This window comes from Paenibacillus sp. GL_099_B (genome assembly GCF_057835695.1).
In genome coordinates this window covers 456,969-472,126 of sequence record NZ_CM174430.1, presented here as the reverse complement: position 1 = coordinate 472,126, position 15,158 = coordinate 456,969, and the positions used below count along the sequence as shown (strand labels likewise).

Here is a 15,158-nt window from a genome sequence, read left to right as displayed (position 1 = left end):
CTTGATCATTTTTTCTCCAAAGCCTGCAAAATAAGTGAACGAACAGCGGGAAAAGGCTCTGCGTCTTCTGTCCGTATGGCAAGATAAAGCGTCTGCAGAAAGACGCGCACATTCAATCTCATCTGGCTGATCTCCAGATGAGATTTCCCCTCCTTCTTATCGTTTGGATTCAGTGAATCGATCCAAGACGAAATATCGTTTTGCTCCAGCAGATTGCGACGAAGGATGGTGACCACTGCATGAGCAATCCTCTGATCCTCATCATGGATGTAGACTACACTTGATTCGGTAATTTTCACAGTGAGCGCATGCAAAAGCTCCCGCAAGGCTGCCCGCTCCATATAAGGCGACTGTGCAAGATCTTCAACCGCATCTGCCGCGTGTGCCGGGGCGTGCGCCCAGCCCTTATCATCGGTATAGCCACGAACATCTTTTTCACGCTCCAGATACGTAGTCAACCGATGATGAATAACCTCTATATCTTCCTTTTTCAGAAAAGGCCGCTGACGATCTACACTCAGAATTGGAGGCAGGAGCAGCACAGAGAAGGTTCGGGTAAACACACTGTCCGTACCTTGTTCTCCAATTCCATGAAAAAGGTGCTGATCATCCAGCGCCATCTGTAACAACTGACTAAGCTGTTCTTCCGTGAATACGCCCTGTCCAATCCAGGTCGCAAACGTAACGTAGATCAATTCATCCCGCAGAACCGGATCTGGACTGCCAATATGCTGCATCATATGCAGAGCCAGTTCGTAAGGATGTTCTACTTCATGGGTGGATAGATTAGCCGACTGAATATGCTGCAATTGCTGTCCATCTATCACAACTCCTTGGAGGAATCCAGATGTACGCTACAGTTGTATAGCTCACATTGCCAGGACTCCGTTTCCCAAGAAATCCGGGTAATCGACGTGTTGGACAGCTTTGCGCTCACATCAAGTTCAGGCACCAGACCTCGCAGTGTATTACGGAGAATAGCGCCATGGCTGACAACGATCACTCTTCCATTGGGATGCTGTCGTACAATATCTTCTATCGCGGCACTGCCCCGAATCGTACCTGCATCCGCAAGCTCCCGGCCCAAATCGAGATCACTCCAATCCGCTCCCCATTGAGCTACACGTTCAGCTTCGGTCGTACCCTCCACCTGCCCACCGCCCATTTCACGCAACCTAGGATCCAAATGAATCTCCTGTATTCCCAAACGATCTCCAATGATGCGAGCCGTCTCACTTGCACGCTCCAGGTCACTTGCATAGATGGCATCCCACGTTTCCTCACTCAGTCTTGCAGCAAGCAATAGCGCCTGTTCTCTTCCTTCCTGATCCAGCGGATTATCCGTCTGTCCCTGCGAACGTTTTTCCTTATTCCACGCCGTGCTTCCATGGCGAATCAATGCGATCTGTGTCATTGCTGTTCCTCACCTTTACCTTTTTCTATGCGCAATTCATCATCTGTAAAATGTTTTCGTGCCTTCGGCTTGGCAAATTTGCCACCATTATATTGGTCCGAACCATTTCTCGGAATGGAAAGACTGTTCCAAGAGGTTTCTTTGAGCATTTTGGCTGCATAGATAATCTGCCCCACATGATAGGGGTAATGCGCCAATTGCCGGATAATTGCTTCCATGACGGTATGTCCTTCATTGCGAATATATATAATATGAGACAGTTGCTCCGGTGTAAAAGAACGAATGGCTCCAAGTAGACAGTTCCAGCCTTCCTCCCATTTCGCGAGCAGCTCTTCCCGGGTCGAAATATCATTCACAAATTCCGCATCACGTTCACGCCATGGCTTTTCTCCATCGGTTGTCAGTACATCCGTCCAACGGGACAGCATATTGCCCCATAGATGCTTCACAATAACTGCAATGCTGTTGGCATCTTCATTCCAGGATTGAAATAGTTGCTCGGATTCCAGTTGCTCCATAGCCTTTTCCCCAAGCTGTTTGTAATATAAAAATTGCTTCTCGGCTGTATCCAGAAATACCTGATTCATATCCACACGTTCACAACCCTTCGCAAAATGTGTTTATTCAGGAAAAGAAAACGTCCCGTCCTCATTCGGTTCAAAGGAAATGACTTTCCGTACAGCATCCAAATTAAGTTCACCATAGATATGTGGAAATAGTTCATTCAACTCATACAGGTCCTCATACACCAGTTCCGGCTTTAAGGCCCTCTCATCAATGCCAATCAATAACAAATCCGTACGCCCTTGATAAAATTGAGCCGCTACCCATGGAATCTGTTCTTTAGTGGAACAATGAATGAAACCGTCCGTCTCCAGGCTATCCGGTGCATACACGCTCTGCTTGGATACCTGCTCCCATACCGCTTGGGAAATAATACTGTAGATCATTGTTCCGCCTCCTTCAATTTCTTCTATGTATCCTGTACGTCATTGGAAGTATTATAGATCATCCCGGATACGGGAGTACAATTTTTGATCTGTAAACACACCTTTGATCTTCAATTGTTTACGCAGCAAACCTTCATACGACATGCCCAGCTTCTCCATCACTCGTGCAGATCCGATGTTGCCTGCATTGCATTTCCCCTCCAGCCGATTGCAGTCCAGTTCCTGAAAACAGTATTCAACAATCGGCTGCATGGCTTCTGCTGCGAGGCCTTTGCCCCAACAACCTGCTAGCAATCGCGTACCCCAGTTCAGCACTTTGCATGGATTCATTCAGATGAAAAATGCCACCTCGCCCGATCAGCTTCCCTGTTCCCTTCAGAATAAAGGCCCATATATAGACCGTCTTCTTCTCATAATTGTCCAACACTCTTTGAATATAATGAACAGAGTCGTCCAACGTCTCATGGCAGTTCCACAGGCTTTGCTGACTCACTTTCGGATCGGAGGCAAACACAAAATAATCATCGAGGTCGTTGAGCGTAAGACGTCTAAGTACCAACCGCTCTGTCTCAAACTCGGGTGATTCCGCAAAAAGCTTATCTACATTCACGTAAGCCCACTCCCCATCATCTAGCCTTCTTATTTCTCAGGAAATATCGATCAATCCCATACACACACAGAATGCCGACAGCATACCTCAGCAGATCCATTACCAGAAATCCACGTCCCAAAATAAGCGCACCCAGCACCGTTGAACGCACTTCGTTCAGCCAAGGGGTCTGAATCATTTGCGAACATTCAACGGCCCAGCTAAAAATCAGGCTCACGATCAGCGCCAACTCTTTGCTGCGATTAATCCAAACCATGCGTACCCCAAAATAAATCATCGCTGCCCACAAGGCATCACCGAAATGTTCACGTACAAAATCCGGTAAAAGTTCACCAAAGTGTCTGGACGACAGTCCTGCCGCCATGGTTATGATCACTGCGATGAAATAAATCAGCCTCTCTTTGAAAAATGCCTTCATCATGGATCAAATGCCGTCATCAAGCACTTGTAGAATAAATTCCGTTTTGGCAGCGGTATACGCTTCTCTGTCGTCCTTATTCTCATCAGCAAGTTTAGCTTTCAAAGCCGCATAAACCTCTACCAGATCCGGCCGCTGTCTCAGCACATCCCGGAACTGGATTTGGCGATCCCAACGTTCCTCGCCTGGGCGCATCAGATGAAGATGTACAGCCCTCTTACCATCCTTCACTCTGACCCAGAAACGTCTATATTCCCGACCATCCAGTTCAGGCGGAACGTAGTTCCAGCCTACCGGATTCAGCTGATCGGCAATCAAGTCCATGTCCTCCCATGACTGCACCTCTCCCATCAAATCAATAATGGGCTTTGCGGGCAATCCCGGGATGGACGTGCTTCCGATATGTTCAAATTTATGAATATTGAGCTGCTGTAACAAGTCTCTAAGCTGGAGAATTTCATCCTGAGCCTGTAGGCCCCACATAGGGTTGGCTTCAACAATCTCTACCAATTCTGTCGCCCACGCAGGCCAATTTTCCGGTTGCAGATGATCTGTCATTCGGATGCTCCCTCCTTTGCAGGACTGAATTTCAATCGGTATTGTTCCAGGTACTTCGAATGGGCTCGTTTCTTCGTGTCCTCAATTGAAGAATTCAGTTTTCATCACATCCAATTTTTTATACTTAAAAGGGGCGTATGTCTACGCCCCATCTGTTTCTGTTCACGATGATGAAATGACCTCAATTGATATGCTTCATTCGTTGAAACTTTATTTTACCGTTACCGGTATGGTAACTTTTTTGTTGCCCCACTTGGCGGTAATGGATGTTTTGCCTTTACCTACGGCCACAATCTTGCCGCCCGTTACTGTGGCTACACTTGGTTTGGTGCTGCTCCATACAGCACTGCTCGTTACAATCGTGGTTTTGCCTGTATCATACTGCGCCATCACACTCAGTGTTGTACTTGCCTGTGGCGATAAGACGAGTGTTTTCTGGCCTGTGATCAGCTTTTTGAGCAAAGGAACAACGGTAACCTCTGCCTTTATTGTCTGATTTTGATAAGTCCCTGTCAAGGTGGCTTGTCCTTCGGTAAGTGTTTTGACTGTACCATTTTTTACGATGGCTACATTATTGTTGGAAGAGGTCCACGTTACCTGTTTCGAAAGATTAATTGTTTTCCCATTGGCATATGTACCGATTACCTTCAACGCTTTCGATTTCTTAATATTTAGCTGCATGACAGCAGGAGTTACTTCGACTTTGGTAATCTCGTCCGTGATCGCTACGGGAACTTTAACCGTCTCTGAGCCATATTTGCCTTGTAACAGCACTCTGCCAGGCGTGATTCCTTTGATTTTACCACTCTCCAGCACAGCGGAAGCACTCGATACCGTCCATACGATCTCGGATGTGACGTCTTCTTCCTTGCCGTTTGCACGCACAATGCTTACTTTAGGCAGAGTACTTTCACTACCTTTGACAAAATTATAGGAACTTGGCGAAGCTTTGATACTTTTAATTTTATCCTGAACCTTAACCAGCAATTGCGCTTTGGCACCATCTACCTGTGCATATATCGTTGCTTCTCCCGCTGCCACAGCCTTCACTTTGCCTTTTATAATGGTGGCAACAGCTTCGTTACTCGTGGACCATGTGACGCCACCCGTAACATCCTGCTTGTTATCAAACCCTTCAATAACTGCCATCACTTGAAGCGTAGTTGTCTGGGTCACACTCATCTGTTGCGGACTACTGTTGGTAATCTCGATGGATGTCACGTCACCCGTGGCTGCTAAGGCAAGCGAAGGAGCCAGTACTGCCAATACTAAAATAAAGGCCAGGGTGCCTCGTATTGCTAATTTCATTCCATTCATTGCAATCTTCATCTCCTGTAATCCAATATTTTACTTCTATTATATTATATCGGAAACTCATTACATAAAAGTGAATCATGTTGGAGCAGAATCGCGGATAAGAGGAACATTCGACATTTGTTACTTGCTACAGCCCTCCCCTGTATTCCGAAATAAGTAGAGGCATTCTTCAAGTCATTAGGACGTGACTGAAAAATGCCTCTTTATTTTAGAAGAAGAACGGAATTGTAATAGACTGCAATCCTAGTTTAATCCAATAAACGTTTTGAGATAATCAGGATAGATACGATGAGCAAAAAGAACATGACCAGCAGCAGTTCGGGAAATCTTTTATTCATGTTCAGCTCTTTCTACCGAAGAAACCGTTGTATGAATAAGCTGCAGAACCTTGTCAACGGCGTTGTCCGTTCCACTCGCCTTCATATGGCCCACCATATGATCTCTCTCCTTATATACAAGGTCAATATCTCGCAGGAATGTCTGAGAAGACAGCTCTTCTTCCTGGAGAACTCTTGCATAACCTCGCTCCTGAAAATACTTCGCGTTCAGCGTCTGTCCAACAAGAGATCCGCCGTTGGCATGGGGAATCAGGAGCATTGGCTTGCGCAGCAACAGCCACTCATGTATCGCATTGGAGCCAGCACGTGACACAACTATATCCGCCATAGCCATTAGATCCGCAAGTTCTTCATGCGCGTATTCAAATGCCTTGTAGCCTGCAAAATGTGGGAAGGATGAGTTCAATTTACCTGTACCACATATATGAATGATTTGATACCGCTTGAGCAGCTCTGGCAGTGTTTCAAGTACCATTTGATTAAGCTTTTCCGAACCCTGACTGCCACCCATAATTAACAGAATAGGTCTGTCGGAGACAAATCGGCAAAAATGAATCCCCCGTGCTCGGCTGCCAAGCTTCAACTCCTCCCGAATTACAGGACCCACGTACATCGTCTTGTCTGACGCCTTAGAGGAAGCGAATGTCGCTGTATCCATAAACGTAGTACACATCATTTGGGCGTATCGCCGTGACAGCCTGTTGGCCAGTCCCGGATGAAGATCCGGCTCCAGAATCAGCACCGGAACCCGATTCCACCCGGCACCCACTACAGCAGGAACAGCCACGAATCCCCCTAACGAAAAGCATACATGTGGTTTAATTCGTAAAATGAGCAGATAAGCCTGCAGCACTCCAAGTATAATTTTGAACACATCGGAAATATTCGCCCACGCCCAATATCTTCTCAGCTTTCCTGTTGCAACCGCATGATAATGAACAGCCGGGATTTTGCCGATTAATTGGCGCTCGATGCCATGCTTGGAACCGATATAATGAATTTCCCATTGCTCCTGAAGCAATCTGGAGATCAGAATGAGATTGGCTGTCACATGACCGGCGGAGCCGCCTCCTGTAAATATGATCCTCCGCTTGAACACAGAAATCCCCCTCTCCACAGCATATCGCGAACCTCTGCCTTGCTCATGATGACATCTTCCGAATGATATCCTCTGCCAGGAAGAACAGATGTCTCACAACCCTCTTTATCCGTTAATTTGGGAGAAGAGGAGGCGGTGACAACAAAGTAGGACTTCTCCTCTTCCACTTCACTAACGTTTTCCCAATCTGAAATCAGCGTTTCATAAAGCCGTTCTCCCGGACGGGCACCGATGAATTGTATCGGAACATGCATTTGCCCAGCATCCTCTGCCAAAACCTGTGCGATATCCGTTATTTTGCAGGAGGGCATTCGAGGCACAATAATCTCGCCGCCCTCGCATTGCTCCATGGCCGACAGGAGAATTTCCACGGCGTCTCCAAGGGGAAGAAAAAAACGTGTCATTCTGGAATCGGTAACGCTGAGTGGTTGCTTCAACTCAAGCTGGCGTTTGAATAACGGTACTACGCTACCCGTGGATCCAAGAACATTCCCGCTTCGTACACAAGCAAAGCTTGTAGCGGAACGGCTGTCAGCTAATAAGATCAATTTTTCCCCGATGGCTTTGGTCATCCCGTACATGCTGGAAGGATTCGCTGCTTTGTCCGTAGAGACATATACTACCTTCCGCACGCCGTTCTCGATTGCAGCATCAATCACGTTCTGCGTTCCGATTATATTGGTTTTGACCGCACAATCCGGTTGGTCCTCGCAGACCGGAACATGTTTAAGCGCCGCAAGATGAAAGACATAATCTACATCCTTGCAGGCACCTGCAAGCTCCCATCGATCTCTGATATCCCCCAGTACAAACTTCACTCTCGGGTCAGAGATGGCTTGTCTCATTTGAGCCTGAAGCGATTCATTTCGTGAGAAAATACGAACCTCTTTCGGCTCCTGAACGAGTAATTGTTTGACCAACTCTTCTCCCCATGAGCCTGTGCCTCCCGTTATTAAAAAGGTTTTATTGAACATCGGATATCCCTCCATGAATTAAGTTCTGATTTGGTGATAGGCCTATCCTAAGGCAATTGTGTTACATCAGTATGACAGGGGAACAATCGGCTTTTCCCCAACGTGAACAAGCTCTAATTCAGGTTGCTTCTCACACAAAAAAACCACCATTTGCATGGCGGCTCCTTAGTTAACGTTGTATTAAAGGTAAAGAAAAATAAAACATAACTTCTCCATCGGCTGCTCTAAGGCCATAGTCGGCATGGTGATTCTCCAGAATCGTCCGGGCAATAGACAAGCCTAGTCCCGTCCCGCTAAACTTTTTGCTGCGCGAACTATCCATTACATAGAAGGGCTCCCATACCTGATCCCACTGTTCATGCTCTTCCTTATCCGTTTCATTGGCGATACCGAAATGTGCCGCTTCCCCTTTCAGTTCAAGTGTAATGGTTATTCGGTCACCGCTTGTATATTTCACCGCGTTGGTCATCCAATTGTGCAGAACAGACTCCAGCTTCCGTCGATCAGCCAGCACCCAGGTCTCGGCAGTCCAATGATCCCCCACTTCCACATGCAAGCCATGCTGCTGAAATACGGTTTCATAGGTATGAAGGGTCTCCGTGAGCAATTGACGAAGATCAACGGGTTCAAAATCGTATACTTCGGCCTGCAGACGGGATAACTTCAACAGACGGTCAATTAAACCAGCCAGCTCTTCGCTCTGTTGCTGGATTACTCCAGCATAGGTTCCGTCATCCAGGCCATCCTGAATACCAGAGGCATAGACTCGAATCAGGGAGAGCGGAGTTTTCAATTCATGCGAGATATCCGAGATGAACGTTCGCAGGTTAGCGTTTTTTATTTCCAGAGAATGTTGCGCCTGCTGCAATTTGTCGCTCATCACATTGATACTGCGCCCTAAAGACTCAATCTCATCACCTGTCTTTATATCCACCTTTGTAAACGATAAATTGGAAATGGCTTCAGCCGTTTCGCTTAGCTTTGCGAGCGGTTTAACGATCCGGGCGGTATATAGCACTGAAAGCAGGATAAGCAATAGCAGCATACCGAGCCATATGTACGCGTTGAACTGATTAATAATTCGAATCGTCTCCGATGAATGGGAGATGGATTCGCCGACAGCAAACACGGAATCCCCCACCTTCACAAAGTTCACGAGAAAGCTTGATTTCAGCTTGGTCTGATCATAGAATTTATTAACCCGGGCACCCTCACGCAGCGCAGAGATACTCTCTTCTGTCAGCCAAAATTTACTAAGGGCAATTCCCTTGCGGTTATATTGAAATAACAATTGATCGTTAATATCATTCACACTATCCTTCAACGATGCATAAGCGATAGCGACCTCGTATTGCGTTTCAAGGCTCTCAATCCGTGATATTGGAACGCCATGTTCTGAAGCAGAGATTTCAGTCGTTAACTCGGCCAACTTCTGCTTTTTCTGATACAAAAAATAGCTAGGCAGGAAAAACGTATTGACGATAAAGGATAAGAAGAAGACAACACACAATGCACTGATAATGCGCACGAGCAGTTTACGGGTCAGTTTACTCATCTTGATCCTCTAGGCAATAACCCATTCCCCGGTACGTTTTGATCGAATCTTCTCCAATTTTCTCACGCAGTCTGCGGATATGTGTGTCTACAGTACGCTCCTCGCCGAAGTAATCGAAACCCCACACTTGATCCAGCAGAATTTTACGGGTCACAATCTGCCCCTTATTCATTCCCAGAACCTTCATTAATTCGAATTCCTTATGGGTAGCCCCTACATCCACTCCACAACGATAGATCTTCTGGCCTTCCAGATCCACGGTCAGTTCTCCCACAATAATCTTGGAGGAAAGTTGCAGCAGCTTCTTTACACGCAATAGCAGGATACGCGAGTCAAACGGCTTGCGCAGATAATCATCCGCCCCGGCCTTCAAGGCAACAAACTCATCATCCGATTCCCCTTTGGCTGTCAGCAGCAGTACCTTCGCCCGACTCGTACGCTTGATTTCCCGACATACCTCGACACCGCTGTGTCCTGGCATCATCCAATCCAAAACCGCCAAATCGATTTGATTATTATAGAAGAGATTCAGGGCTGCTTCCCCATCCTCGGCTAAAAACACTTGAAAGCCCTCTTTAACGAAATAGGCTTTTAATATTTGCAGCATCAGCGGCTCATCATCCGCGAGTAGCAGGTTCATATCTGCGCCTCCTTTCCAAACTGGATTCTACTATACAATCTGTACGTTACAGCTGTGTGACATACCCATCTGGTTTGGCCATTTCCCACATCCCTATACTGCGGCCTCCGTAACATAAAAGCGCTGAACACTCTTCACTGGTCCCAACATCACAGGCAAAACAAAAATGAACCCCCACAGGGGTTCATTTTTCACTTCTCAACGCAGCTTGTAATCCTTTATATCTCTTCATCTTCATGCGGCAAAACCAAATATTCAGCACCGCCCATATAGGGCTGAAGTGCGGCTGGAATACGAATGCTTCCATCCGCCTGCTGATGATTCTCCAGCAATGGGATCAGTATGCGTGGCGAAGCCACAGCCGTATTGTTCAACGTATGGCAGTATGCAAGCTTACCTTGGGCATCGCGACAACGAATATTCGAACGCCGAGCTTGGAAGTCATGCAGATTCGACGACGAATGTGTCTCCCCGTACGCATTGCGGCTTGGCATCCAAGTCTCAATATCGTACTGTTTGTACGTTTTCTGCGACATATCCCCTGTACACACAGCTACCACACGATAAGGCAGTTCCAGCAATTGCAGTAATTCTTCGGCGTGTCCCGTAATTTCCTGCAGCATTCGCTCCGATTCTTTGGCATCCGGTGCACAGATAATGACTTGTTCCACTTTGGCAAATTGATGCACCCGGTACAATCCGCGTACATCCCGCCCGCCTGAGCCAACCTCACTGCGGAAACATGTCGATGTGGCAGCTAGCTTGATTGGCTCCTGTACATCCACAATCTCATCCGCATAATACGAAACCAGCGGCACTTCCGATGTTCCCACCAGCCACTTGTTCTCGCCTTGCAATTCATAGACCTGATCTCGTCCTGTGGGGAAGAACCCCGTGTTCAAGAGCGTATTCTCCCTCACCATCAGAGGAACTTCCATTGGCATAAATCCATGCTTCAGCAGCAGATCAAGCGCAAGTTGCTGTACAGCCCGGTGCAGGAGCAGCCCTGCTCCTTTGAGCACATAGCTTCGTGTTCCGCCGATTTTCACCCCACGTGGAATGTCGATTAGATCATGCCGTTCACCAAGATCCACGTGATCCTTGGCCTCATAATCGAATACCGGCAGCTCACCCACACGTCTCAGCTCCACATTATCCTCATCCGATGCACCCATTGGCGTGTCCGGCGATACAACATTGGGTACCAACCATTGCAGCCTTGTCACTTCCTCTTGCACAACGGCAAGCTTGGCTTCAACTTGCTCTAACTGACCATTCAGCTGTTTCACCTGTTCCCTTAAACCCTCGGCTTGTTCACGCTCACCGGCTTGCATCAGTCTGCCGATATCCGCAGATAACGAATTACGTACTCTACGCCCTTCTTCCGTTTCCAGTAAAAGAGCTCTGCGCTCCTCGTCCCGTTCCAACAATTCACGAATACTGATATCCATTCTCTTGCCGACTGCTGCAGCTTGCACCTCTTCTGCATGCTCCCGAATCCACTTCATTTCCAACATGGTCACCGTCTCCTTTGGCTGTAAAAATACAAAGAGCGCCCTCATCCCTTGGGACGAGGAGCGCTCTGCTCGCGGTGCCACCCAACTTGCCAAACCAGAATATTCTGGTTCAGCCTCTTGGTCCGCGATAACGGGCGGTTCCGGTTAACTTGGGGAATGGTTCGCTCCCCTGGCGAAAACGCCTCCGAGTTGGATGCTCTTCAACGGCATGGTCCGATCTGTAATTGTTGTTTTTCAGTATATACGAACTTTAGTCTCCATTGCAAGTTATCCGTGCACACCCTTACATGTCCTGTTATGATAGAGATTGTTTGTTTTTAGGAAATGCTCCTGAATGGCAGACTTACTACATAACATAATATCTAGAAGGAGTTTTTCTTCATGAAAAAATTGCTTTGGATTGGATGCTTGTCCTATTTCCTCATAGGACTTGCCCACGTGGTTCTCGGCTCCATCCTGCCCGTTGCCCTTGAACATTATGGCAAGGATTATAGTCAGGGAGGCACACTAATATTTGCCCAATTTGCCGGGTTCCTGGGTGGTGTACTGTTATCTCCGTGGTTGAATAAACGCTTTGGTAAGCGAGGGGGCCTATTAATTGCCGCAGCTCTGCTCTGCATTGCAGAGTTATCCTATATGCTGCTGCCTCCTTGGGGCTGGATGTTCGTCATTGCACCTGCAGCTGGATTCGGATTCGGCATGATCGAAGCTGTCATCGGTACAATCATCATTGCTGCAATTAAAGATAATACGGCGGTTGCCATGAGCCGACTTGAAGTGTTATTTGGTATCGGCGCCATGGTCATGCCGCTCATTGCCAGCGGTCTGATTTCTGCCGGGTACTGGCGCATGTCGTTCCTCGTGGTTGCCGTCTGTGCAGCGATGACTTTTATCTTCTGGGCCAAAAGTTCATTCGGTGAGCTGGACAACGAGCTGAGTCGACGCAGCTCAGACCAGACTCCTGTACACACTCACGCTGCTGAATCACCAAATGGAACGAATCCTGAAGACATTAAACCAACTCGTTCAACTTATCACGTCCGTAATTTGGCTCTTCTGTCTTTATTTGTTTTATTTTTCTTTCTCTATGTCGGCACTGAAATGAGCCTTGCCAACTTCATGCCAGCCATTCTGATTGAGAAAATGAACATGAAGGAAGCAGGTGCTGCACTTAGTGTCACCTGCTTCTGGATCGCCATGTCTGTTGGACGACTTTTTGCCGGATATATTGCGGAGAAATTCCAATATCGCGTCTACGTTCTGTACAGTTGCCTTGCAGCAGTTGTACTGCTGATGATCTTTCCTTTTACCAACCAGATCTGGTCGGCATTTCTGATCATTCTGTTACTCGGGCTTGCACTATCGGGCGTGTTCTCCATTGCCCTCGTCTTCGCCAGCAAAATGCTGCCTGGAACAGAAGAATCAACGCCCAGCATCCTGATTGCATCAGGTGGTGTTGGCGGTGCCATTCTGCCTTTGGTTACAGGCTGGAGTTTGGACCATCTGGAAGTGAACCAGTCGGCCTGGATGCTTGCCATTTTTGCAGTCGGTCTGCTCATTATCAGCATGATCGCCTATCAATGGCAGCGCAGACATACTGTGAGTTCAGCATCGTAACATCTACCGAACAAAAGATAAATTAAATTCAATTAATCATAGCGGTAAAAAGTTAGGCTTCGTAGCGTGAATGCTACGAGGCCTTTTTGATTTAAAAATGAACAATTACTTCTTTATCTTAGAGCAGTGGACGATTGCCCAGGAAATACTTTCAGCTGCTCTAAATCGGTACTAACGTTATTTAGGTTGAAGGGACTACATTCCCTTTATCCTTAATGAATTTACCGAATACATATCGAACGAGTGGTCCCAGAATAATAATTTGGTAAGGAAGCGCCAGGCTGAAATTACGAGCAATCGTATGAAGATACGTACTAAGTATGGATGCTCCATTCAACTGATTCGCAAGATAAGCGGAAATCATTCCGTACAAGGACATAATCAGAACCATCCCAATGACCATGAAAAATGACATAGCGAGCACGCCCAAAATTTTATTGGATTTGTCAAAAGGTAAGGAAAATGCAATTTTTCTCGCTACAGGTCCAACAATGAAGGACTCCACCAGGAACGCAATGATAAAACACAATATGAATTGAAGCAGTATATCTAGCGCGGACATCTTGCTCAATAACCCATTGTGCCATAAATTGAAAGTCATCATGACGACGACCATCCCTGTGCACATCATCATTCCAAAAATAATCTGTTCTTTCTTCGTTGTTGGCAAATCTCTCATCCTCTCTGTTTACCTTCGTAATTATAGAGATAATGAACCCCTCCTCATAAGTGAACATTCTGTGAACAATTATAATTTTTCCAAATTAAAATCTTATTTGACAACCTCGTGGTACAGCCCTATCATATCCCTTAAAATGGTAGAAAATATTCGCTACATATTAAGGAGGATTTTGATTATGAGTTTTCAAAAGCGCATTGACCACGTCGGCATTGCCGTTCGTGATCTGGAGACCACGCTGCGTTTCTATACGGAGATTGTTGGTCTTGAATTGAAAGACCGGGTAACCCATACCAACGGTGTCATTCAGCTCGCCTTTCTTGGCTTCAACGGAAGCGATGAGACCGAGATTGAGTTGATTCAGGGATACAGCGACAAGCTGCCTTCCGAAGGTACGGTGCACCATTTTGCCATCCATGTCGATGACCTTGAGTCTGAGTACAACCGCATTAAGGCAACTGAGGCCGAGTTTATTGATGGAGAGATGATTACACTGCCTAACGGTTACCGTTATTTCTTCATCTATGGACCTGAAAAGGAATGGATTGAGTTCTTCCAGCGCTAAGAATTGGAGCTGATTTATGAACATTTTAATTACCGGCGCAGCCGGAAAAATTGGACGTGACTTGTCCCAACACTTGTCAGAAGCATTTCACCTGCGACTTACGGATTTGAATATCGACAGACTGCATACGTATCAAGGGACAAGCCATGAGATTATGACACTGGATGTGACAGATCCTGAAGCCTGTCAGCACGCTTGCGAAGGCATGGATGTGGTTGTACATCTGGCGGGAGATCCTTCCCCGCATGCCGGATTCTATGAATCGTTGTTGGACATCAATATTAAGGGTACATTTAATGTATTCCGTGCAGCAAAGGACCAAGGTGTACGAAGAGTCATTCTGGCAAGCAGTGCACAGACGATCGAGGGGTATCCCATTGATGCTCAAGTCTATCCGGACATGCCGACACGCCCACGGAATTTGTACGGAGTTAGCAAATGTTTTGGTGAATCGCTCGCTTCCTATTTTGCGTATACCGAAGGTTTACAAAGTGTAGCAGTACGTATAGGTGCATATGATGATTTTCAACCAGATGGACCCGCACTGGAGGCAAGGGATATGAGCGCGTATATTAGTCCGGCTGACTTGTGTGATTTGATGTTCAAAGCAATTACAGCTACAGATCTGGAGCCCTTCACCATACTGCATGGGATCTCGAATAATCGGTTTAAACGATTGAATCTCGAAGCGACTCAGAAACAGGTAGGATATGACCCGAAATCCGATGCTTTTGCACTCAGTCAGATTTCCTTATATGATTCGCCACGATAATTATTGAAAATCACACATCTAGAGAGGTCGTTATACACATGTATAATGGCCTCTTTGATTCATTCATACGTCCCCCTATCCAGTTCCTGACTGGACATGCATGGGCCTCTGGCCTATAATTACACCTAGTAATGC

The 15,158-nt window shown here is 46.7% G+C and carries 18 protein-coding genes; 3 read left to right on the top strand and 15 right to left on the bottom strand.

The genetic code is table 11. The features are described from left to right. Positions 1 to 5: 5 nt before the first annotated feature. From AC3ITG_RS02310 to serS, 14 genes are all read right to left on the bottom strand, one after another. Positions 6 to 827, bottom strand: a complete 822-nt coding sequence (locus tag AC3ITG_RS02310; protein ID WP_489252674.1) for a DUF2785 domain-containing protein — start codon at positions 825 to 827, stop codon at positions 6 to 8. Next, complete coding sequence (locus tag AC3ITG_RS02305) at positions 824 to 1,414, bottom strand: histidine phosphatase family protein (protein ID WP_489252673.1); 591 nt, start codon at positions 1,412 to 1,414, stop codon at positions 824 to 826. The genes AC3ITG_RS02310 and AC3ITG_RS02305 overlap by 4 nt, the downstream gene beginning before the upstream one ends. Beyond that, complete coding sequence (locus tag AC3ITG_RS02300) at positions 1,411 to 2,001, bottom strand: DUF1572 family protein (RefSeq protein WP_053779860.1); 591 nt, start codon at positions 1,999 to 2,001, stop codon at positions 1,411 to 1,413. The genes AC3ITG_RS02305 and AC3ITG_RS02300 overlap by 4 nt, the downstream gene beginning before the upstream one ends. A gap of 33 nt (positions 2,002 to 2,034) precedes the next feature. Continuing rightward, entirely contained in the window at positions 2,035 to 2,364 is a 330-nt protein-coding gene (locus AC3ITG_RS02295; RefSeq protein WP_063566229.1) for a DUF952 domain-containing protein, read from the bottom strand. A 51-nt stretch (positions 2,365 to 2,415) separates the two neighbouring features. Then, on the bottom strand, positions 2,416 to 2,616 hold the full coding sequence (locus AC3ITG_RS02290) for a GNAT family N-acetyltransferase (protein WP_489252672.1): 201 nt from the start codon (positions 2,614 to 2,616) through the stop codon (positions 2,416 to 2,418). Then, complete coding sequence (locus AC3ITG_RS02285; protein ID WP_489252671.1) at positions 2,600 to 2,974, bottom strand: GNAT family N-acetyltransferase; 375 nt, start codon at positions 2,972 to 2,974, stop codon at positions 2,600 to 2,602. Before AC3ITG_RS02285 ends, AC3ITG_RS02290 begins: the two co-directional genes overlap by 17 nt. A gap of 16 nt (positions 2,975 to 2,990) precedes the next feature. Further along, complete coding sequence (locus AC3ITG_RS02280; RefSeq protein WP_413374778.1) at positions 2,991 to 3,395, bottom strand: ribosomal maturation YjgA family protein; 405 nt, start codon at positions 3,393 to 3,395, stop codon at positions 2,991 to 2,993. Between the two features lie 3 nt (positions 3,396 to 3,398). Beyond that, on the bottom strand, positions 3,399 to 3,950 hold the full coding sequence (locus AC3ITG_RS02275; protein ID WP_489252670.1) for a GrpB family protein: 552 nt from the start codon (positions 3,948 to 3,950) through the stop codon (positions 3,399 to 3,401). Positions 3,951 to 4,160: 210 nt separating this feature from the next. After that, positions 4,161 to 5,267, bottom strand: coding sequence for an Ig-like domain-containing protein (locus AC3ITG_RS02270; protein ID WP_489252669.1), 1,107 nt, complete (start codon positions 5,265 to 5,267; stop codon positions 4,161 to 4,163). Positions 5,268 to 5,597: 330 nt separating this feature from the next. Beyond that, on the bottom strand, positions 5,598 to 6,704 hold the full coding sequence (gene murG, locus AC3ITG_RS02265) for an undecaprenyldiphospho-muramoylpentapeptide beta-N-acetylglucosaminyltransferase (RefSeq protein WP_489252668.1): 1,107 nt from the start codon (positions 6,702 to 6,704) through the stop codon (positions 5,598 to 5,600). Next, a complete protein-coding gene (locus AC3ITG_RS02260) occupies positions 6,653 to 7,678 on the bottom strand; it encodes a polysaccharide biosynthesis protein (RefSeq protein ID WP_489252667.1) in 1,026 nt (341 codons plus the stop codon). Before AC3ITG_RS02260 ends, murG begins: the two co-directional genes overlap by 52 nt. Positions 7,679 to 7,847: 169 nt before the next feature. Continuing rightward, on the bottom strand, positions 7,848 to 9,233 hold the full coding sequence (locus AC3ITG_RS02255; protein ID WP_489252666.1) for a sensor histidine kinase: 1,386 nt from the start codon (positions 9,231 to 9,233) through the stop codon (positions 7,848 to 7,850). Continuing rightward, on the bottom strand, positions 9,226 to 9,873 hold the full coding sequence (locus AC3ITG_RS02250; RefSeq protein ID WP_489252665.1) for a response regulator transcription factor: 648 nt from the start codon (positions 9,871 to 9,873) through the stop codon (positions 9,226 to 9,228). Before AC3ITG_RS02250 ends, AC3ITG_RS02255 begins: the two co-directional genes overlap by 8 nt. A gap of 218 nt (positions 9,874 to 10,091) precedes the next feature. Next, positions 10,092 to 11,390 (bottom strand): serine--tRNA ligase, encoded by a 1,299-nt coding sequence (gene serS, locus AC3ITG_RS02245; protein ID WP_413029201.1) that lies wholly within the window; start codon positions 11,388 to 11,390, stop codon positions 10,092 to 10,094. A gap of 381 nt (positions 11,391 to 11,771) precedes the next feature. On the opposite strand from serS, the gene AC3ITG_RS02240 reads away from it, so the two are divergent. Continuing rightward, positions 11,772 to 13,007 (top strand): MFS transporter, encoded by a 1,236-nt coding sequence (locus AC3ITG_RS02240; protein ID WP_489252664.1) that lies wholly within the window; start codon positions 11,772 to 11,774, stop codon positions 13,005 to 13,007. A gap of 181 nt (positions 13,008 to 13,188) precedes the next feature. On the opposite strand, the gene AC3ITG_RS02235 is transcribed toward AC3ITG_RS02240, so the two are convergent. Further along, positions 13,189 to 13,677, bottom strand: a complete 489-nt coding sequence (locus AC3ITG_RS02235) for a DUF2798 domain-containing protein (protein WP_489252663.1) — start codon at positions 13,675 to 13,677, stop codon at positions 13,189 to 13,191. 187 nt (positions 13,678 to 13,864) lie between these two features. Here AC3ITG_RS02235 and AC3ITG_RS02230 point away from each other — a divergent pair, with 187 nt between their 5' ends. Both AC3ITG_RS02230 and AC3ITG_RS02225 read left to right on the top strand, forming a co-directional pair. Further along, positions 13,865 to 14,251, top strand: a complete 387-nt coding sequence (locus AC3ITG_RS02230) for a VOC family protein (RefSeq protein ID WP_064642680.1) — start codon at positions 13,865 to 13,867, stop codon at positions 14,249 to 14,251. A gap of 16 nt (positions 14,252 to 14,267) precedes the next feature. Further along, on the top strand, positions 14,268 to 15,023 hold the full coding sequence (locus AC3ITG_RS02225) for an NAD-dependent epimerase/dehydratase family protein (RefSeq protein WP_489252662.1): 756 nt from the start codon (positions 14,268 to 14,270) through the stop codon (positions 15,021 to 15,023). The last annotated feature ends 135 nt before the right edge of the window (positions 15,024 to 15,158 follow it).

Bases quoted from the DNA above. Each gene is read 5' to 3' on its own strand.
- AC3ITG_RS02270 (WP_489252669.1), bottom strand. From the start codon at position 5,267: ATGAATGGAATGAAATTAGCAATACGAGGCACCCTGGCCTTTATTTTA.
- AC3ITG_RS02250 (WP_489252665.1), bottom strand. From the start codon at position 9,873: ATGAACCTGCTACTCGCGGATGATGAGCCGCTGATGCTGCAAATATTA.
- AC3ITG_RS02225 (WP_489252662.1), top strand. From the start codon at position 14,268: ATGAACATTTTAATTACCGGCGCAGCCGGAAAAATTGGACGTGACTTG.
- AC3ITG_RS02280 (WP_413374778.1), bottom strand. From the start codon at position 3,395: ATGATGAAGGCATTTTTCAAAGAGAGGCTGATTTATTTCATCGCAGTG.
- AC3ITG_RS02260 (WP_489252667.1), bottom strand. From the start codon at position 7,678: ATGTTCAATAAAACCTTTTTAATAACGGGAGGCACAGGCTCATGGGGA.
- serS (WP_413029201.1), bottom strand. From the start codon at position 11,390: ATGTTGGAAATGAAGTGGATTCGGGAGCATGCAGAAGAGGTGCAAGCT.
- AC3ITG_RS02255 (WP_489252666.1), bottom strand. From the start codon at position 9,233: ATGAGTAAACTGACCCGTAAACTGCTCGTGCGCATTATCAGTGCATTG.
- AC3ITG_RS02300 (WP_053779860.1), bottom strand. From the start codon at position 2,001: ATGAATCAGGTATTTCTGGATACAGCCGAGAAGCAATTTTTATATTAC.
- AC3ITG_RS02290 (WP_489252672.1), bottom strand. From the start codon at position 2,616: ATGCAGCCGATTGTTGAATACTGTTTTCAGGAACTGGACTGCAATCGG.
- AC3ITG_RS02295 (WP_063566229.1), bottom strand. From the start codon at position 2,364: ATGATCTACAGTATTATTTCCCAAGCGGTATGGGAGCAGGTATCCAAG.
- AC3ITG_RS02275 (WP_489252670.1), bottom strand. From the start codon at position 3,950: ATGACAGATCATCTGCAACCGGAAAATTGGCCTGCGTGGGCGACAGAA.
- AC3ITG_RS02240 (WP_489252664.1), top strand. From the start codon at position 11,772: ATGAAAAAATTGCTTTGGATTGGATGCTTGTCCTATTTCCTCATAGGA.
- AC3ITG_RS02230 (WP_064642680.1), top strand. From the start codon at position 13,865: ATGAGTTTTCAAAAGCGCATTGACCACGTCGGCATTGCCGTTCGTGAT.
- AC3ITG_RS02305 (WP_489252673.1), bottom strand. From the start codon at position 1,414: ATGACACAGATCGCATTGATTCGCCATGGAAGCACGGCGTGGAATAAG.